23 protein-coding genes and 1 pseudogene are annotated in these 19,374 nt (G+C 24.5%); 18 read left to right on the top strand and 6 right to left on the bottom strand.

The features are described 5' to 3' along the window. Positions 1 to 2 precede the first annotated feature (2 nt). The 3 genes from truB to AACL02_RS02210 all read left to right on the top strand — a co-directional run bounded on the left by truB (position 3) and on the right by AACL02_RS02210 (position 2,243). Positions 3 to 926, top strand: a complete 924-nt coding sequence (gene truB, locus AACL02_RS02220) for a tRNA pseudouridine(55) synthase TruB (protein WP_339042556.1) — start codon at positions 3 to 5, stop codon at positions 924 to 926. Then, complete coding sequence (gene ribF, locus AACL02_RS02215; protein ID WP_339042554.1) at positions 871 to 1,803, top strand: riboflavin biosynthesis protein RibF; 933 nt, start codon at positions 871 to 873, stop codon at positions 1,801 to 1,803. The genes truB and ribF overlap by 56 nt, the downstream gene beginning before the upstream one ends. Positions 1,804 to 2,081: 278 nt before the next feature. Beyond that, positions 2,082 to 2,243, top strand: coding sequence for a hypothetical protein (locus tag AACL02_RS02210; protein WP_339042552.1), 162 nt, complete (start codon positions 2,082 to 2,084; stop codon positions 2,241 to 2,243). Between the two features lie 50 nt (positions 2,244 to 2,293). Here the strand turns inward: AACL02_RS02210 and AACL02_RS02205 are convergent, their stop codons facing one another. After that, positions 2,294 to 2,968: a phosphotransferase gene (locus tag AACL02_RS02205; RefSeq protein ID WP_339042550.1), complete on the bottom strand. Its 675-nt coding sequence runs from the start codon at positions 2,966 to 2,968 to the stop codon at positions 2,294 to 2,296. Between the two features lie 211 nt (positions 2,969 to 3,179). On the opposite strand from AACL02_RS02205, the gene AACL02_RS02200 reads away from it, so the two are divergent. The 4 genes from AACL02_RS02200 to AACL02_RS02185 all read left to right on the top strand — a co-directional run bounded on the left by AACL02_RS02200 (position 3,180) and on the right by AACL02_RS02185 (position 7,227). Then, complete coding sequence (locus AACL02_RS02200; protein ID WP_339042548.1) at positions 3,180 to 3,713, top strand: cob(I)yrinic acid a,c-diamide adenosyltransferase; 534 nt, start codon at positions 3,180 to 3,182, stop codon at positions 3,711 to 3,713. Further along, on the top strand, positions 3,713 to 4,306 hold the full coding sequence (rdgB, locus tag AACL02_RS02195) for an RdgB/HAM1 family non-canonical purine NTP pyrophosphatase (protein ID WP_281749216.1): 594 nt from the start codon (positions 3,713 to 3,715) through the stop codon (positions 4,304 to 4,306). The genes AACL02_RS02200 and rdgB overlap by 1 nt, the downstream gene beginning before the upstream one ends. Before the next feature lie 79 nt (positions 4,307 to 4,385). Beyond that, complete coding sequence (locus tag AACL02_RS02190; RefSeq protein ID WP_339043503.1) at positions 4,386 to 5,201, top strand: IS1595 family transposase; 816 nt, start codon at positions 4,386 to 4,388, stop codon at positions 5,199 to 5,201. Positions 5,202 to 5,988: 787 nt separating this feature from the next. Then, positions 5,989 to 7,227 carry an IS256 family transposase gene (locus AACL02_RS02185; RefSeq protein WP_339043501.1) on the top strand — a complete coding sequence of 413 codons (1,239 nt, stop codon included), beginning with the start codon at positions 5,989 to 5,991 and terminating at the stop codon, positions 7,225 to 7,227. Here AACL02_RS02185 and AACL02_RS02180 read toward each other — a convergent pair. After that, positions 7,214 to 7,570, bottom strand: a complete 357-nt coding sequence (locus tag AACL02_RS02180; protein WP_339042545.1) for a hypothetical protein — start codon at positions 7,568 to 7,570, stop codon at positions 7,214 to 7,216. The genes AACL02_RS02185 and AACL02_RS02180 overlap by 14 nt on opposite strands. A gap of 101 nt (positions 7,571 to 7,671) precedes the next feature. On the opposite strand from AACL02_RS02180, the gene AACL02_RS02175 reads away from it, so the two are divergent. Beyond that, positions 7,672 to 8,487: an IS1595 family transposase gene (locus AACL02_RS02175; RefSeq protein WP_339043458.1), complete on the top strand. Its 816-nt coding sequence runs from the start codon at positions 7,672 to 7,674 to the stop codon at positions 8,485 to 8,487. Positions 8,488 to 8,684: 197 nt separating this feature from the next. Here the strand turns inward: AACL02_RS02175 and AACL02_RS02170 are convergent, their stop codons facing one another. Continuing rightward, positions 8,685 to 8,828 carry a hypothetical protein gene (locus AACL02_RS02170; protein ID WP_339042543.1) on the bottom strand — a complete coding sequence of 48 codons (144 nt, stop codon included), beginning with the start codon at positions 8,826 to 8,828 and terminating at the stop codon, positions 8,685 to 8,687. Here AACL02_RS02170 and AACL02_RS02165 point away from each other — a divergent pair. Next, positions 8,774 to 9,595 carry an IS1595 family transposase gene (locus AACL02_RS02165; protein WP_339042541.1) on the top strand — a complete coding sequence of 274 codons (822 nt, stop codon included), beginning with the start codon at positions 8,774 to 8,776 and terminating at the stop codon, positions 9,593 to 9,595. The two genes, AACL02_RS02170 and AACL02_RS02165, sit on opposite strands and share 55 nt — an antisense overlap. A gap of 470 nt (positions 9,596 to 10,065) precedes the next feature. Next, the gene (locus AACL02_RS02160) at positions 10,066 to 11,016 is read left to right on the top strand and encodes an IS30 family transposase (RefSeq protein WP_339040235.1); all 951 of its coding nucleotides are present in this window, start codon (positions 10,066 to 10,068) and stop codon (positions 11,014 to 11,016) included. Between the two features lie 128 nt (positions 11,017 to 11,144). Here AACL02_RS02160 and lepA read toward each other — a convergent pair whose 3' ends face one another. Next, on the bottom strand, positions 11,145 to 12,953 hold the full coding sequence (gene lepA / locus AACL02_RS02155; protein WP_422397835.1) for a translation elongation factor 4: 1,809 nt from the start codon (positions 12,951 to 12,953) through the stop codon (positions 11,145 to 11,147). A 224-nt stretch (positions 12,954 to 13,177) separates the two neighbouring features. On the opposite strand from lepA, the gene AACL02_RS02150 reads away from it, so the two are divergent. Both AACL02_RS02150 and AACL02_RS02145 read left to right on the top strand, forming a co-directional pair. Next, a complete protein-coding gene (locus tag AACL02_RS02150; RefSeq protein WP_339042537.1) occupies positions 13,178 to 13,852 on the top strand; it encodes a BspA family leucine-rich repeat surface protein in 675 nt (224 codons plus the stop codon). 37 nt (positions 13,853 to 13,889) lie between these two features. Then, positions 13,890 to 14,108, top strand: coding sequence for a hypothetical protein (locus tag AACL02_RS02145; protein ID WP_339042535.1), 219 nt, complete (start codon positions 13,890 to 13,892; stop codon positions 14,106 to 14,108). Positions 14,109 to 14,185: 77 nt separating this feature from the next. Here AACL02_RS02145 and AACL02_RS02140 read toward each other — a convergent pair whose 3' ends face one another. Then, entirely contained in the window at positions 14,186 to 15,136 is a 951-nt protein-coding gene (locus AACL02_RS02140; protein WP_339040235.1) for an IS30 family transposase, read from the bottom strand. Between the two features lie 370 nt (positions 15,137 to 15,506). Between AACL02_RS02140 and AACL02_RS02135 the strand changes: the two genes are divergently transcribed. From AACL02_RS02135 to AACL02_RS02115, 5 genes are all read left to right on the top strand, one after another. After that, entirely contained in the window at positions 15,507 to 15,785 is a 279-nt protein-coding gene (locus AACL02_RS02135; protein ID WP_339040490.1) for a transposase, read from the top strand. Positions 15,786 to 15,826: 41 nt separating this feature from the next. Further along, entirely contained in the window at positions 15,827 to 16,012 is a 186-nt protein-coding gene (locus AACL02_RS02130; RefSeq protein ID WP_339042533.1) for a hypothetical protein, read from the top strand. A gap of 37 nt (positions 16,013 to 16,049) precedes the next feature. After that, positions 16,050 to 17,167, top strand: a protein-coding gene (locus AACL02_RS02125) for an IS3 family transposase (protein ID WP_422397807.1) whose coding sequence is annotated in 2 segments (ribosomal slippage) — positions 16,050 to 16,320 and positions 16,320 to 17,167 — 1,119 coding nt in all. Because the reading frame shifts where the segments join, the coding sequence is not laid out codon by codon here. A gap of 84 nt (positions 17,168 to 17,251) precedes the next feature. After that, entirely contained in the window at positions 17,252 to 17,845 is a 594-nt protein-coding gene (locus tag AACL02_RS02120) for an IS1595 family transposase (RefSeq protein WP_339042531.1), read from the top strand. A gap of 250 nt (positions 17,846 to 18,095) precedes the next feature. After that, positions 18,096 to 18,521 carry a hypothetical protein gene (locus tag AACL02_RS02115; protein ID WP_281748373.1) on the top strand — a complete coding sequence of 142 codons (426 nt, stop codon included), beginning with the start codon at positions 18,096 to 18,098 and terminating at the stop codon, positions 18,519 to 18,521. Positions 18,522 to 18,695: 174 nt separating this feature from the next. Here AACL02_RS02115 and AACL02_RS02110 read toward each other — a convergent pair whose 3' ends face one another. Continuing rightward, positions 18,696 to 18,836, bottom strand: a complete 141-nt coding sequence (locus AACL02_RS02110) for a hypothetical protein (protein ID WP_339042529.1) — start codon at positions 18,834 to 18,836, stop codon at positions 18,696 to 18,698. A gap of 290 nt (positions 18,837 to 19,126) precedes the next feature. Here AACL02_RS02110 and AACL02_RS02105 point away from each other — a divergent pair. Further along, positions 19,127 to 19,363, top strand: a pseudogene (locus AACL02_RS02105) (transposase); the annotation flags it as partial. Positions 19,364 to 19,374 lie beyond the last annotated feature (11 nt).

The following is a 19,374-nucleotide window of genomic DNA, read 5'->3' as shown; positions in this document are numbered from 1 at the left end:
GCATGTTAAAAGATTATATATTATTAATAGATAAACCTTCATTTATGACATCACAAGATTGTCTTGTTGTTATTAAAAAACGTTTGAAATTAAATAAAATTGGTCATACAGGTACGTTAGATCCTTTAGCAACAGGACTAATGGTAGTACTTGTGAATGAAGCAACCAAAATTAGTGATTTTATTTTAAAAAGTGATAAAGTTTACATTGCAAAAATGCAACTATTTTTAAAAACCGACACCGGCGATATTACTGGTAAAATTATTGAATCAAAACCACATCTTGATTTAAAAGAATCAGAAATTGTTAAAGCACTTGAATTTTATAATAATCGTCAATATGAGCAAATAATTCCTGCTTATGCAGCAGTTAAAATTAATGGTAAAAAACTTTATGAATATGCTCGCGATAATATTCCTGTTGAATTACCAAAACGTAAGGTTTATATTAAATCTTTAAAATTAATTAGTTTTAATAATGATTTAGTTACTTTTGAAGTAGTATGTTCAAAAGGAACTTATGTTCGAGCTTTGGTTACTGACATTGCTAGAATTTTACATACATCAGCAACTTTAACTTATTTGAGAAGAATTCATCAATCGGGTTTTGATTTAAGTAATGCCTTAAATTTAGATGTTATCAATGAAGAAACAGTTAGTAAAAATCATATTAGTATTTATGATGGTGTTAAAAATATTATGCCAGCGATTGTTGTTGATAATAGTAAAAGTGTTATTGATGGTAAACCTTTAGTTATTGATAGTACTAATGAGCCATATGTTTTAGTTGTTAATTCTGAACATTTGCCATTAGCTATTTATCGTAATCAAAAAAATAATTTATACGTAAGCCAACGAGGTTTTAAATGTAATGAAGATATTAAAATTGAAAAATCTAAATATTCAAAATCAAAAATTGATGTCTAAACCAATTATTGCTTGTTGAGGATTTTTTGATGGTATTCATCAAGGTCATCAAGCCTTATTTAAACAATTATTAGTTAATTCAACAATAAATAATTATCAAACATGTATTATTAGTTTTGATAGAAAACCACAAAGTGTAATTAGTAATAAAAATAATGAGGTTTTATTAAGTAATGAAGATAAAATTAAAACAATTGCTAAATATAATTTTGATTATTATTGGGAAATTAAGTTTAGTAAAGAAATAGCAACACTTTCACCAGAGCAATTTATTTCGTGATTATTGGCAAATAATGTTAAAGCAGTAGTTGTTAATCCAAATATTAGGTTTGGTTATAAAGGGCAAGGTAATATTAAAACATTACAACAATCTTCATTACAAGTTTATCTTTGTAATGATATTATTATTAATAATAACAAAGTTTCTTCAACTTATATTAAACAACTTTTACAAAATAAAGATATTAGTAGTGCTAATCTTTGTTTACAACAAGAGCCATATACAATTAGTGGTAAAGTAGTTCATGGTATTAAAGAGGCTAGAACGATTAATTTTCCAACTGCTAATTTATCGTTATTAACAAACTATGCACTACCAGGTCTTGCTACTTATATTACGCTTACTGAAGTAGATAATAAATGATATCAAAGTATGACAGTAATTATGTTACGTAATAATAAGCCGTTAGTTGAAACTTACTTATTAAACTTTAATCAAGATTTATATGGAAAAATCATTAAAGTTAGATTTTTAGATTTTCTTCGTGATAATTTAAAATTTACTAATTTAGATGATTTAAAAAAACAAGTGGATAAAGATTTAATAGAAACAATTAAATATTTTGCTAATTCTAGTAGTAAATTATTAAAGCCATAATAATTGTGATATTCTTTATATTTACAATAATTATTAAACATTATAAATACTATTTATTAAAAACTATTTCCAGTAAAATTAAATTTTATTGTATATGCTAATGAAAAATAAAAAAGAAAAAAGGGAGTAAATAAATAATGAAATATTGAGTAAAAGAATTTATAAATCAAATAAGAGATAATAATGAAATTTGTGCAAAATGTGATTATAAAGAAAATTTACATAAAAATATTACTTAAAATGATAATTGTCAAATTGTAAATGATGAAAGAATGCCATTGTTACAAGAACACACTTCAAATAATAAATGTATAGTTATTGAAATAGAATCAAACATTTCAGCTGTTAATAATATAGTAGAAATAAATTTACAAGGAAAACAAATTGAACAAAAAAAACAGACTACTAATAAATTACCTAATTATGGTTCAATTTGTTAAGAAGTTAAAACTACATAATCAGAATTAAAATGATGAATTATTTAAATAACTTATTTTAATAGATTAGTTAATTTACTTTCACTAATTTCTTTATATATGTTTAAATTAGTTTGTTCGTATAAATAACAAGCTCAATAATATCAAATTAAATTTTGATAATTCATTCATTTTTTAGCAATAATTGTTTGTTCATTATTTAAATTAAAACAATTAAATCAAGTATTAATTTCGGTTTCAGAAGTTAAACTTTCAGAAGCAAAAGAGGCAATATCAAATAATTCATCATTTCAACAGGCAAAATCTCAATCAATTAAATATCAGCAATTATTTTTTTTAACAAAATTATTTAATGTTAAATCATTATGAGATAAAATAATTGTTGTTGGTTGATAAGTAGCAATTCATTTGATTACCTCACTGGTTATTTTTTCTAAGCAAGGATTACTAGTAGTTAAATTACAGTATAAATTAAGTTGTTCTAAGCCTTTTCAAGTTTTAATTAATGATTTATTATCAAATTTAATATTATGTAGTTGTTTTACCAATGATGAAATTTGTTCTAATATTTGTTTATTAATTATTTGTTCGCTTAAATTAATTAAATTATGATAATATGGCATTAAGGTTAATAGTTTATTATTATTAATATTGACTTCATTAATAGGTAATGTAAATTTTTTTGATTTAATTAATTTAATAACATTAATTTGATTTGTAAAATTCAAAAAAGGTTGCAAAACATCTTTAGATTGTTTTAAAAAAAATGTTTATTTACTAAAAATAAGTCATTGGTTAAACCTTTTGTTTTTAATAGTTCTAATTGATATGGTGGTTTAATAGTTTTAAATTTCAAAATGACACCTCTATTTTGTTTGTATTGTCCGTAATAAAATTATACAATTTATTAAATAAAAATTATTGAAAGTAAGTGATAGTATGTTAAAAAAAGGTTATATTCATATTTATAAAGGTGAAGGAAGAGGTAAAACCTCAATTCTTAATGGTATGGTAATTAGAGAATTGGGTAATAATCTTAATGTTAGTTACTTACGTTTTTTAAAAAATCGTCCTTCTGGTGAAATTAATTTTTTAAAAAAAAATACTAAACTTAAAATTGAAAGTTTTTATGAATCTTCGCAAAAATTTTTTTGAGAAATGGATGAAGAAGAAAAAAATAAATTAAAACAAGAAACTAATTATGGTCTTACTAGATTAAAACTGTTAAGTCAAAGTGATAATACTGATCTTATTGTTGTTGATGAAATTTTAGGGTGTATTCAAAATAATTTGATTAAAGAACAAGACTTAATTGAAATTTTAAAAAATAAAAAAAGACATATTGAAATTGCATTATCTGGTAGATATGCATCTTTTGCCTTAGAACAATGTGCTAATTTAATTAGTGAAGTTAAATCAATTAAACATTATTTTGAACAAGGTCAAATTGCTCGTGAAGGGATTGATTATTAATGACTGCTAAAACCTTATGGTTTGCATCTAATAATATCGGTAAAATTAATGAATTAAATAGTATATTACAAACAAAGGGATATAATGTCAAATCAATGTTAGATCTTAATTCTCCTCTTGAAATTAATGAAACAGGTACATCATTTATTGAAAATGCAATTTTAAAAGCAACAACACTTGCAAAATTAGTGAATGGTCCTGTTATTGCTGATGATTCAGGATTAGAAATATTGGCTTTAAATAATTTTCCTGGTATTAACTCAGCACGATGAAAGGGAGAAATGTCCTATCATGATGCAATGTTAGACATTTTAGAACAAATGGAAGGTGAAACTAATCGTGCAGCAGTATTTATTTCTGCTATTGCTTATGTTGATTTTGATCATAAGATTACTAAAGCATTTATTGGTAAACTTGAAGGTGAAATCACTACTGAGATAAAAGGTAATGATGGTTTTGGTTACGATCAAATATTTTATGTTCCAGTAGTACATGCTACTTTAGGTGAATTGTCATTAGCAGATAAAAATAAAATTTCTCATCATAATTCAGCAATTGAGCAATTATTAACATTTTTACAAGAACAAAATTAGATAGTTAAAATGAAAATAAAAAGGATGATTTAATTTTGCGGACTTCTCCCCACATGTACTTGTGGAGGGAATAATGAAACTGAATGAATTCAACAATGCTTTTCAAACTGAACAGCAATGTCTTGCATATATAGCAAATTTGAAAGAAAACAAATGTATTAGGTGTTTTAGTTTTAATTTGAATACTTCTGATTTAAAAAGAATGAAATGTTTAAAATGTAATCAAACATTTAGCATTCTCACAGGCACCATATTTTCAAGGTCACAAACATCTTTAACATCTTGGTTTTATCTTATCTTTAGATGAATAAACACCAAACATGGAATTCCATCAACAGATATTGCAAAAGAATTGGGAGTGACTTTGAAAACTGCTTGAAGAATGACTCATAAAATCAGAACACGTATTGCAAAACAAAAACCTCAATTTATTGTTGAAGGTACAGTGCAAATTGATGAAATGTATCTTTCACATATGGGTTTTAAAAAACAAGGAAGATCCTTGGTGAATAAAACCTTGATTGTTGGCATTTATCAAAAAACAACCAATAATTTAATTGTGAAAGTATTGAAAAACGCAAATAGTAAAAATCTTTTGCAGTTTGCAAAAAACCACATTTCTTCAAAATGTCTTGTATATACTGATTCTTGAAAAGGATATTGCGATTTTAAATCAGTTTTCACTAAGCATGAAACAGTTAACCATCAAGATGGCTATGTTTCAAAAATTGGTGTAAATACCAACCAAATTGAATCAGTTTGAAAACATATAAGAAGAACATTTAAAACACATATCAAAGTTGCAAAACATCATGTTCATTTATATGCTAAAGAAGCTGCATATAAATTCAACAAGATACCTAGTTTTGAAACTGTAATTCTATGTTTGATTTAAAAATGTGGGGAGAAGTCCGTAGATAGGCTTTTCTCAGCATTTATGTGATAAAATTAAAATAGTACATAAAGGGAGAAAAGCCTAATTTTGTCATAATCATTAACATATTCATAATTACCATTATTAACTGGTAATAACAATAATATTAAAACTACCACTACTCCTATTTGAAAATCAGGAATAAAACCATTTAGTTTAATTAGTTTATCATGAACAGTTTCAATAATTATGTCACCAATTGTGGCAATAACTAACTATTGAAAAAATACTACCAAATTTGAATTTGTAAATGGATGAAATGACTTTATTATGAGACCCACTACTTTTATTAGTAGTGAATTAATTAATTCTTTTTTATATTTTTTCTTTTTTAAAGATTAATTTTTGTTTATAAACTATTTTAAATAATAGTTTAAGTAAAATAGATAAATTAAAAAAATTTAGTAAAGATACTATGTTAGTTATATCATTTTAGTAATAGTTTACTTGCTTATTTTTTAGTGATATTTTTAAAAAATGAAAGAATGGTTTTATATAAAAAAATAACGCAAAATGAAGTTGATTCATTATAAGAAGTAGTTGTTATTGGATTTACTAGAACATATAATACTTTTGGTAGTGCTGAACTTTAATATTAAAACATATTATTAGTTATGATAGTTTTTTTAATATTCAAGAAATAATAGAAAATGCGGAAATGTTTAGTAATCTGTGTAACTTACAAAAATAACTATGTTTAATTAATTCTAGTAAATATAATTAAATGACTAGAAAGAGTGAGTTACAGATGGCTAAAAAAGATAACTTTAATAATAATCATCCAATATCAAAAGCAGTAGATTTATTACTAGAAAATACTGAAGATTTAACAACAGTTTTTAAACCTGGCGGTTTATATAAAGAATTAACAAAAAGATTAGTTGAAAAAATGTTGAATTCTGAAATGCAAAATTATTTAGGATATGAAAAAAATAAACATACTACTACTGAAAATGCTCGTAATGGTACAATTTCAAAAAAATTAATAACTCAACAAGGTAAAATTGAAATTGATGTACCAAGAGATCGCAATAGTAATTTTACTCCTGTAATAGTTCCTAAAAGGCAAAGAAGATTTGATGGTTTTGATCAACAAGTTCTTTCCTTGTATGCAAAAGGAATGACATTATCTGACATTAGAATGCAGTTGCAAGAGTTATATCATGGTGCTGATATTAGTGAAAGTGTTATTAGTCAAATTACTGATGATGTTATTGATGATGTTAAAGCATGACAAAATCGACCATTAGAAAGTATTTATCCTATTGTTTATTTTGATTGTATAGTAGTTAAAGTACGACAAGATAAACGGATTATTAACAAATCAGTTTATATAGCATTAGGAGTTGATTTAGAAGGCAAAAAAGATGTTTTAGGATTATGAATTAGTGAAAATGAAGGTTCTAAGTTTTGATTATCTAATTTCACAGAAATGAAAAATCGTGGCTTAAATGATATTCTTATTGCTTGTAGTGATAATTTAACAGGCATGTCAGAAGCAATACAATCAGTTTATCCTAAAACAGAACATCAATTATGCATTGTTCATCAAATTAGAAATAGTTTAAAATATGTTTCATACAAACATCGAAAAGGTCTAGTTGCAGATTTAAAACCAATTTATAGTGCATGTAGTGAAGAACAAGCAATGCAAGCTTTAGAATCGTTTGAAAGTAAATGAAATAAACAATATCCTCAAATTACTAAATCTTGATATAAAAATTGAGATAATTTAATGGTTTTTATTAGTTATCCAGTAGAAATCAAAAGAGTGATTTATACTACAAATGCTATTGAATCTGTTAATAGTCAATTACGAAAAATCATCAGAAATAAAAAAGTTTTTCCTAATGATATGGCAGTTTTCAAAATATTTTACTTGGCAATTGAAAATATAACAAAAAAATGAACATTGCCTATTCAAAATTGAAATACAGCAATTGCTCATTTTATGATAAAATTTGAAGACAGAATTAATCTAAATTAGTAACTTTGTAAAACAAAGATACACAGATTATTAAAAAGCCTCTAGGATTATTATCATGTTTTAAATAATAATTTTGTCTATTTATAATTAATTTATTTTCTAATATTAACCCTAATCTTTTAGTTTTTTCTTCAGCTAATTCTTTTTGTAATTTTCTGTCTTTTTCATTTTCAAGTGATTCATGTTTAAATCTAGAATCTTGTAAATCTTTTTCATGTTGTCTTTGCTTTTCTTTATCAATTAATTTTGCTTCAATCTTAGCTCTATTTTCTATATACTTTTTAATACTTTTAAAAATAGAAATTGGGTTCAAACAATCAATTATTTTTAATAAAATTTTCACATAACCCCCTACTCCCCATTTAAGTAATTATTATTAATATACTTATTATAAATTAAAATTCGGACTTCTCCCCACATGTACTTGTGGAGGGAATAATGAAACTGAATGAATTCAACAATGCTTTTCAAACTGAACAGCAATGTCTTGCATATATAGCAAATTTGAAAGAAAACAAATGTATTAGGTGTTTTAATTTTAATTTGAATACTTCTGATTTAAAAAGAATGAGATGTTTAAAATGTAATCAAACATTTAGCATTCTCACAGGCACCATATTTTCAAGGTCACAAACATCTTTAACATCTTGGTTTTATCTTATCTTTAGATGAATAAACACCAAACATGGAATTCCATCAACAGATATTGCAAAAGAATTGGGAGTGACTTTGAAAACTGCTTGAAGAATGACTCATAAAATCAGAACACGTATTGCAAAACAAAAACCTCAATTTATTGTTGAAGGTACAGTGCAAATTGATGAAATGTATCTTTCACATATGGGTTTTAAAAAACAAGGAAGATCCTTGGTGAATAAAACCTTGATTGTTGGCATTTATCAAAAAACAACCAATAATTTAATTGTGAAAGTATTGAAAAACGCAAAGAGTAAAAATCTTTTGCAGTTTGCAAAAAACCACATTTCTTCAAAATGTCTTGTATATACTGATTCTTGAAAAGGATATTGCGATTTTAAATCAGTTTTCACTAAGCATGAAACAGTTAACCATCAAGATGGCTATGTTTCAAAAATTGGTGTAAATACCAACCAAATTGAATCAGTTTGAAAACATATAAGAAGAACATTTAAAACACATATCAAAGTTGCAAAACATCATGTTCATTTATATGCTAAAGAAGCTGCATATAAATTCAACAAGATACCTAGTTTTGAAACTGTAATTCTATGTTTGATTTAAAAATGTGGGGAGAAGTCCGTAGATAGGCTTTTCTCAGCATTTATGTGATAAAATTAAAATAGTACATAAAGAGAGAAAAGCCTTAAAATTTTATCAATTTCTTAGGGAATTGTTTTTTTATTATATCATTTTATTTAAACTTGCTTTTAATTTATTTTTCTATGAATACTAGATTTATTATAGAAAATTATATCATTTTATTTATAAAAATTATAAATAAAATGATATAATCAAAAATATAAATAAATTATCGGACTTCTCCCCACATGTACTTGTGGAGGGAATAATGAAACTGAATGAATTCAACAATGCTTTTCAAACTGAACAGCAATGTCTTGCATATATAGCAAATTTGAAAGAAAACAAATGTATTAGGTGTTTTATTTTTAATTTGAATACTTCTGATTTAAAAAGAATGAGATGTTTAAAATGTAATCAAACATTTAGCATTCTCACAGGCACCATATTTTCAAGGTCACAAACATCTTTAACATCTTGGTTTTATCTTATCTTTAGATGAATAAACACCAAACATGGAATTCCATCAACAGATATTGCAAAAGAATTGGGAGTGACTTTGAAAACTGCTTGAAGAATGACTCATAAAATCAGAACACGTATTGCAAAACAAAAACCTCAATTTATTGTTGAAGGTACAGTGCAAATTGATGAAATGTATCTTTCACATATGGGTTTTAAAAAACAAGGAAGATCCTTGGTGAATAAAACCTTGATTGTTGGCATTTATCAAAAAACAACCAATAATTTAATTGTGAAAGTATTGAAAAACGCAAAGAGTAAAAATCTTTTGCAGTTTGCAAAAAACCACATTTCTTCAAAATGTCTTGTATATACTGATTCTTGAAAATGATATTGCGATTTTAAATCAGTTTTCACTAAGCATGAAACAGTTAACCATCAAGATGGCTATGTTTCAAAAATTGGTGTAAATACCAACCAAATTGAATCAGTTTGAAAACATATAAGAAGAACATTTAAAACACATATCAAAGTTGCAAAACATCATGTTCATTTATATGCTAAAGAAGCTGCATATAAATTCAACAAGATACCTAGTTTTGAAACTGTAATTCTATGTTTGATTTAAAAATGTGGGGAGAAGTCCGTAGATAGGCTTTTCTCAGCATTTATGTGATAAAATTAAAATAGTACATAAAGGGAGAAAAGCCTAAATTATTTATAAAACTTTGAAATGGGGAATATAAAATGATTAATAACATAAAAAATATGATTAAAAATTACTCTAGAGAAATTGAGTGTCACGCAATAATTAAAAAATAATTTAGAAAATAATCAGTCAAAAACTCAAGAAAATTTAATTAATATTGAAATGCAAAAAAATTACATCAAAATTAAAATGGAAATAATTGCAGAATTAAAAAAAATACTATATATTTAACATAAAATTGTGAGAAATCTGATTTTAATCTAAAAATATGATTTATAAAAATGCTGAATTATACTTGTAAGTGCAAGTAAATAAAATTGCAAAAAAATTCTCATATAAAAATTTCATAATGCTAAATTTATTTTATAAAAAAAGTAAGGAGTTTTTATATGAGTTATAAACATCTTGGCGTAGATGAAAGAATTTATATTGAGAATCAATTGAAATTTAAAGTTAAAATTAGTGAAATAGCTAAAAATCTTAATCGAAATATTAGTACTATTATTCGAGAAATTAATAGAAATCAAGATAATAGTAATTATTTTTCATTGATTGCACAAAATAAAGCTGAAAATAGAAAACAATCACATATTTTTTTTCATAAGTTTAAAAATAAAGATTTAGTAAAATATGTGCAACAAAAACTATTATTAGGCTGATCACCTGAACAAATTTATGGCAGAATTAAAAATTTTCATAAACAATGAGTTATTAGTTTTAAAACAATTTACAATTGAATTTATTCTGGATTGCTTGATCAAGTTACTAGTAAAAATTTAAGAAGAAAAGGCAAAAAACGCAAATCTCAAGAAAATCGTGGCAAATTCAATAGCAAATCAATTAAAGAAAGAGATCTTAATATTAATGATCGTATAACACTTGGTCATTGAGAAGGAGATACTATAGTATCATCACGAGGCAAAAGTAAAAAATGTTTAATAACTTTAGTTGAAAGAGTATCACGATTTACTTTAGCAATATTAGTTAAAAACAGAACTACTAAAGTTATTAACAAAAATATTAGCCATTATTTATCAATTCTTCCTAAAAATATTGTTAAAACCATTACTTTTGATCGTGGTAAAGAATTTTCAAATTGACAACAACTTGAAAAAAATTTAGATGTGAAAATTTATTTTGCAAATCCATATTCACCTTGACAAAGAGGTACTAATGAAAATACTAATGGTTTAATTAGAGAAAAATTTCCTAAAAAATTTAATTTTTCAAAAACTTGTAAAAATGAAGTTCATAAATTTATATTGTCTTTAAACCAAAGACCAAGAAAAATACTAAATTATCTTTCACCGATAGAATATTTGGATAGAAAAATAATTTAGTTGCACTTACCTTTACAATTTAGCAAATAAAAAAATAATTGTTCTATTTAAGTCAATTATTTTTTTATTTTCAAATAATTCAATTTAGAAAAATACAAATCATATATATATATATATATACATTTTTTTTAATTTTCTTCATCTATTTTTAAAACAGCACGAAATGCTTCTGGTGGTAATTCAACATTACCAATCGATTTCATTTTTTTCTTTCCTTCTTTTTGTTTTTCTAAAAGTTTTCTTTTTCTTGTAATATCACCACCATAACATTTAGCAATAACATCTTTTCTAACTGCTTGCACAGTTTGACGAGCAATAATTTTATTATTAATAGCAGCCTGAATAGCAACTTCAAAATTTTGTTTCGGAATTAATTTTTTTAATTTTTCACATAAAACACGCCCACGATCATAAGCAAAATCCTTATGAACAATAACAGATAATGCATCAACAATATTACCTGCTAATAAAATATCCATTTTCACTAATTTACTTTCCTGATAACCAATTAACTCATAATCTAATGAAGCATAACCTTTTGATATTGATTTTAATTTATCAAAAAAATCAATGACAATTTCATTCAGTGGCATATTATAAATAAGAGTTCTTCGTAAATTATCAGCATATTTTAGATCTAAATAAGTTCCGCGTTTATCCTGACATAATTGCATCAATGCACCAACATATTGTTCTGGTGTCATTATTGTTACTTGTACAAATGGTTCTTCTACACTTTTAATTGTTTGCACAGTTGGTCATTTTGCTGGATTATCAATTATTAACTTTTCACCATTAGTTAAATTTACTTCATAAATTACAGAAGGAGCTGTTGAAATTAAAACTAAATTATATTCACGCTCTAAACGCTCTTGAATAACATCCATATGTAATAACCCTAAAAAACAACAACGAAAACCAAAACCTAATGCTTGTGATGTTTCAGCAGTAAAAATTAATGAGGCATCCGATAATTGAATTTTATATAATGCATCCTTTAATTCTTGATATTTATTAGTATCAATTGGATATAAACCACAATAAACCATTGGTTTTAAAGTTTTATAACCTGGTAATGGTGCATCAGCAGGATTAATAACACTAGTAATCGTATCACCAACATGAATATCACTAATTATTTTAATTGCACCACTAATTCAACCAACTTCACCAGCTGTTAACATTTCTCTCTTTTCTTCTTTTGGTGTGCGTACTCCTAATTCAGTAATTTCATATTCAGCACCAGTTGACATCATTCTTACTTTATCACCAACTTTAATTACACCAGTTTTGATTATAATAAATGCCATCACTCCACGATATTTATCATATAATGAATCAAAAATTAAAGCACGTAATGGTTCATTATCGTCAGCATCAATTGGATAAGGAATATATTTAATAACTGCTTCTAAAACATCGCGAATATTAATACCTGTTTTTGCAGAAATTAAAGGCGCATAATCAGCAGGTAAACCCAATACTTTTTCAATTTCTTCTTTAACTTTTTCTGGTTCAGCACTTGGTAAATCTATTTTATTAATAACAGGAATAATTTCTAAGTCATTATCTAATGCTAAATATACATTTGCTAAAGTTTGTGCTTCAATACCCTGAGCAGCATCAACTACTAAAATGGCACCCTCACATGCTGCTAAACTACGCGATACTTCATAAGTAAAGTCAACATGACCTGGAGTATCAATTAAGTGAAGCAAATAAGTATGACCATCTAATGATTGATATTTAAGCTGTACACTATTTAGTTTAATTGTAATGCCACGTTCACGTTCTAAATCCAGTGAATCTAACAATTGATTTTTCATTTCCCTTTTTGAAACGGCATTAGTTAATTCTAAAATACGATCAGCCAAAGTTGATTTACCATGATCAATATGGGCAATAATTGAAAAATTTCTAATGTATTTTTTATCGATACTCATAATATTATTTATTCACCTATCTTTTGCTTATAAACTATTTACTATGTTTTAGTATATCAAAGTTTAAATAAAATTAAATCGAAAGTTGCAGATAATCTTATAAATATAATTAAACTATCACTTAACAATATATGAAAAGATATATACATAAATAACTAGTTTTTAAAATCATGTAAAATTATAATAACAAAAAATAAAGGAGGGAGGGTGTTAGTAATATGAAAAAAATATTAACAACATTAAGTATTTTAGCAATTACAATTACTGTTGGAAATGTAAATAATGTTAATTTAAATAGTAGTTCGCAACAAAATGCACATATAATTAATAAAACTCAACAAGACACAATTTACATTGACAAAGATGGAGAACAAATAACAACTAATGAAACAGATTTATCAAATATAAATAGCAAAGAAATTGTTCAAATTGGATTTTATAAAAACATCATTAATCAAATTCAAGTGGTTAAAATGCCAAAAACAATTCAAAAAGTGCCAGATCAATTACCACCAGAAATAACTTCTTTAAAACACATGTTTTGAGATGCTATTGTCTTCAATCAAGATATTTCAAAGTGAGACATTTCAAAAGTAACAGATTTAAGTCTTATCTTTCAAAATGCTATTGCATTTAATCAAAGTCTTGCAGATTGAAATACATCAAATGTAATAAATATGAATTCAATGTTTGCTGATGCTTTAACATTTAATCAAAATATTTCAAATTGAAATACTTCTAATGTAACAAATATGAATAAAATGTTTTTTAATGCAAGATCATTCAATCAAAAACTTTCAAAATGAAATGTAAAAAAAATAATAGAACACAGTAATTTTGCTACTGGCTCAAAAATTGATAATCCCAATAAATTACCAAAATTTAAACAATAAAAAAAATAATAAGAAAAAAATAAGGTGGTAAATAATTATGAAAAAACTGCTAAGATTTATATTATCTTTAATGGTTGCAACACCAACAAGTATTAGTTTAGTTGCTTGTGGAGGAACAGTATATCCTGTACATAAAAAAGATTTAAAAGGTTTATCTGATAACTTAGACATTACAACACTTGATAATAATGTAAAAGTTTTTAAAGTTGAATTAATTAATAAATTAAGAAAAAAACATTTTCAAATTTACAACTAAGCGATGTAAAAATTAGTAAAAATAATAATACACCTCTACAAGATGCTGATATTGCTAAATTGTAAAGGTAAGTGCAACTAAATTATTTTTCTATCCAAATATTCTATCGGTGAAAGATAATTTAGTATTTTTCTTGGTCTTTGGTTTAAAGACAATATAAATTTATGAACTTCATTTTTACAAGTTTTTGAAAAATTAAATTTTTTAGGAAATTTTTCTCTAATTAAACCATTAGTATTTTCATTAGTACCTCTTTGTCAAGGTGAATATGGATTTGCAAAATAAATTTTCACATCTAAATTTTTTTCAAGTTGTTGTCAATTTGAAAATTCTTTACCACGATCAAAAGTAATGGTTTTAACAATATTTTTAGGAAGAATTGATAAATAATGGCTAATATTTTTGTTAATAACTTTAGTAGTTCTGTTTTTAACTAATATTGCTAAAGTAAATCGTGATACTCTTTCAACTAAAGTTATTAAACATTTTTTACTTTTGCCTCGTGATGATACTATAGTATCTCCTTCTCAATGACCAAGTGTTATACGATCATTAATATTAAGATCTCTTTCTTTAATTGATTTGCTATTGAATTTGCCACGATTTTCTTGAGATTTGCGTTTTTTGCCTTTTCTTCTTAAATTTTTACTAGTAACTTGATCAAGCAATCCAGAATAAATTCAATTGTAAATTGTTTTAAAACTAATAACTCATTGTTTATGAAAATTTTTAATTCTGCCATAAATTTGTTCAGGTGATCAGCCTAATAATAGTTTTTGTTGCACATATTTTACTAAATCTTTATTTTTAAACTTATGAAAAAAAATATGTGATTGTTTTCTATTTTCAGCTTTATTTTGTGCAATCAATGAAAAATAATTACTATTATCTTGATTTCTATTAATTTCTCGAATAATAGTACTAATATTTCGATTAAGATTTTTAGCTATTTCACTAATTTTAACTTTAAATTTCAATTGATTCTCAATATAAATTCTTTCATCTACGCCAAGATGTTTATAACTCATATAAAAACTCCTTACTTTTTTTATAAAATAAATTTAGCATTATGAAATTTTTATATGAGAATTTTTTTGCAATTTTATTTACTTGCACTTACAAGTATAATTCAGCATTAAAAATAGAAAATTAATTATAAAAATAATTGCATTAAGTACTTCTATAAACTTTATAGGTGAAAAAACGATAAATATAAATATTACAACCACACAAGAGAAAAAAGACTTAAATTTACTTATAGCAAATCAAAATCTAGGATTTATTAAAATTTTAGCAAAAAATTTAATTCCAACCAAAGAGGAACTTTTAATTTGGATGGGTTACACTTTATTGGACACTAATTACATAGACAAGTGAACAAAGAAAGGAACTATAATTATGGCCAATATTAACTCATATACCGATGAATTTAAAAAACAAATAGTAGCTTTATATCAAAGTGGCAAATCAGTATCTTGCCTTGTTAAAGAATATAATGTTACAAGAGCAGCTACTTACAATTGAATTAAGCAATTTACTAATTCAGGTAGTTTTAAAACTAAAGATAATCGTTCTGTTGAAGAAAATGAATTAATTAAATTAAGAAAAGAATTAAAACAATTAAGAATGGAAAATGATATTTTAAAGCAAGCAGCACTAATAATAGGCAGAAAGTAGAGATTATTGCAAATAATAAATCTAAATATAAAATTCGCACAATGTGTCATTTTTTAAAACTCTCTAAATCAACATATTATTTTAATTTAAAGAAAAAAAATAAAATTCAAAATAATATTTATGAACAAGCTGTTATTAGTGCTTTTAAAAAAAATAAAGAAGTTTATGGTACTAGAAGATTAAAAGTCATTCTAGAAATGGATGGGTTACACTTTATTGGACACTAATTACATAGACAAGTGAACAAAGAAAGGAACTATAATTATGGCCAATATTAACTCATATACCGATGAATTTAAAAAACAAATAGTAGCTTTATATCAAAGTGGCAAATCAGTATCTTGCCTTGTTAAAGAATATAATGTTACAAGAGCAGCTACTTACAATTGAATTAAGCAATTTACTAATTCAGGTAGTTTTAAAACTAAAGATAATCGTTCTGTTGAAGAAAATGAATTAATTAAATTAAGAAAAGAATTAAAACAATTAAGAATGGAAAATGATATTTTAAAGCAAGCAGCACTAATAATAGGCAGAAAGTAGAGATTATTGCAAATAATAAATCTAAATATAAAATTCGCACAATGTGTCATTTTTTAAAACTCTCTAAATCAACATATTATTTTAATTTAAAGAAAAAAAATAAAATTCAAAATAATATTTATGAACAAGCTGTTATTAGTGCTTTTAAAAAAAATAAAGAAGTTTATGGTACTAGAAGATTAAAAGTCATTCTAGAAAACCAAGAAATTTATTTATCAAGACGAAAAATTAAAGAAATTATGAATAAACATAATTTAATATCAAAATACACTAAATTATCATTCAAAAATTATCATAATAAAGTCAATGATAGTCAAATAACCAATCTTGTTAATAGAAACTTTAATAATAGAGTTAAAAATGAAGTTATTGTTAGTGATTTAACTTATGTTCAAGTAAATGGTAAGTGAAACTATATTTGTTTATTAATTGACCTATTTAACCGCGAAATAATTGGACATAGTGTAGGTACTAAAAAAGATGCATCATTAGTATATCAAGCATTTATGCACTCAAATCGCTGTTTAAAAGATATTCAAATATTTCATAGTGATCGCGGTAATGAATTTAATAATAAAATTATTGATAAACTTTTACTAGCATTCAATATTAATCGCTCTTTAAGCAAAAAAGGTTGTCCTTATGATAACGCTGTTGCTGAAGCAACCTTTAAAACTTTCAAAACCGAATTTATTAATGATAAAAATTTTACATCATTAATCCAATTAAAATTCGAATTATTTGATTACATCAATTGATATAACAACATAAGAATTCACGGCACTTTAAACTACTTAACTCCAGTTAATTATCAAAAACAAATGTCTACCAAAAAATAGTCCTAAAAAGGGTTGCCATTCCACTACTTAACTCCAGTTAATTATCAAAAACAAATGTCTACCAAAAAATAGTCCTAAAAAGGGTTGCCATTCCACACCAAACATGGAATTCCATCAACAGATATTGCAAAAGAATTGGGAGTGACTTTGAAAACTGCTTGAAGAATGACTCATAAAATCAGAACACGTATTGCAAAACAAAAACCTCAATTTATTGTTGAAGGTACAGTGCAAATTGATGAAATGTATCTTTCACATATGGGTTTTAAAAAACAAGGAAGATCCTTGGTGAATAAAACCTTGATTGTTGGCATTTATCAAAAAACAACCAATAATTTAATTGTGAAAGTATTGAAAAACGCAAAGAGTAAAAATCTTTTGCAGTTTGCAAAAAACCACATTTCTTCAAAATGTCTTGTATATACTGATTCTTGAAAAGGATATTGCGATTTTAAATCAGTTTTCACTAAGCATGAAACAGTTAACCATCAAGATGGCTATGTTTCAAAAATTGGTGTAAATACCAACCAAATTGAATCAGTTTGAAAACATATAAGAAGAACATTTAAAACACATATCAAAGTTGCAAAACATCATGTTCATTTATATGCTAAAGAAGCTGCATATAAATTCAACAAGATACCTAGTTTTGAAACTGTAATGCTATGTTTGATTTAAAAATGTGGGGAGAAGTCCGTAGATAGGCTTTTCTCAGCATTTATGTGATAAAATTAAAATAGTACATAAAGGGAGAAAAGCCTAAATTAATTCATATAGTCTTATTATAATTTTAGACAAGAAATAATTTGGATTTTTATGAAATTGTACATTTATATTACTATTTTTTAAAAAATATTTCAACTAAAATACTTATAATTAAGTTTAGTAAGTGTTAAAATTATGAAGTAAAATTAAGGAGAATTTAAAAATGAAAATTAAAGCACTTAAAAAATTACAGTTATTAACTGTATTATTATTTATTTTTACTATTTTAACTTTAATTATAGGATTAATATTAATAGATTTTAGTCATTTTAATCTTTTTTATTTAAACAAAAAATTAAATTGTATTGATGGATTTTATATGTTAAAACACTTTCAATTAAGTTTTATCATAGAGCATTCTGCAAAATATTTTTATAATTTTGGAACTCATCATATTAAAGAAAATTTTTATGAATGAACTGAATTACGAAGTGGCATTTTTTTGGTTTTATTTTTACTTCCAATTTTATTTTTTATAACTATATCATTAACTTTTTTCATTATTGGTTTCAAAACAAAATTAAAAAATAATAATTTTTGAGATGCTATTCAAAATTGTGAAATAATCAATAATTATTACATTCATTAAAATTATGTTTCTAAATTTATCTTATTACATTTAAAAATAACCATTTTAATATAAATTAAAATATTATATGTTCTATTACCAAGCATTTCTTTTAAAACATGTCAAATATTAGTTTCAGTAAAGCAACCAATATTTGATTTTGCACCTTGATTTTCAATACCTTCTTTATTATTTTTAAAGTATTGTTTTTTTAAATTTTTTATGATTATCTAATTGATTATATAAATAGTTAATTAATTGTTCATATTGACCATTATTAATTAAATATTTACAATGATTATATTCTTCTAAATATTTTTCTTTATTTCCAGCCATTATTCCAAGATATAATGTTCTAATTAAATGAAATTTATCTAAAACAAACTGTGCACCTAAATAATCAGCAACTTCTTTAATTCATCCTGCACTATCACCACAAATAATAATTTTTGCTTGTTCAATATTTTCATAAAATTTTTGACAATGTTCTTTAACAAATTCAGCAGTTTTTTTAACTCCAATTGGAGTTCTTGGAAATGTTTAGTAATCTGTGTAACTTACAAAAATAACTATGTTTAATTAATTCTAGTAAATATAATTAAATGACTAGAAAGAGTGAGTTACAGATGGCTAAAAAAGATAACTTTAATAATAATGATCCAATATCAAAAGCAGTAGATTTATTATTAGAAAATACTGAAGATTTAACAACAGTTTTTAAACCTGGCGGTTTATATAAAGAATTAACAAAAAGATTAGTTGAAAAAATGTTGAATTCTGAAATGCAAAATTATTTAGGATATGAAAAAAATCAACATAGTACTACTGAAAATGCTAGTAATGGTACAAGTTCAAAAAAATTGAGGCTTTTTAA

Origin of the sequence: Spiroplasma endosymbiont of Apeira syringaria (genome assembly GCF_964020205.1) — a bacterium.
GTDB lineage: Bacteria > Bacillota_I > Bacilli_A > Mycoplasmatales > VBWQ01 > Spiroplasma_E > Spiroplasma_E ixodetis_A.
Note: the sequence above shows the minus strand (reverse complement) of the source record. Positions and strands in the feature narration are given on the sequence as shown.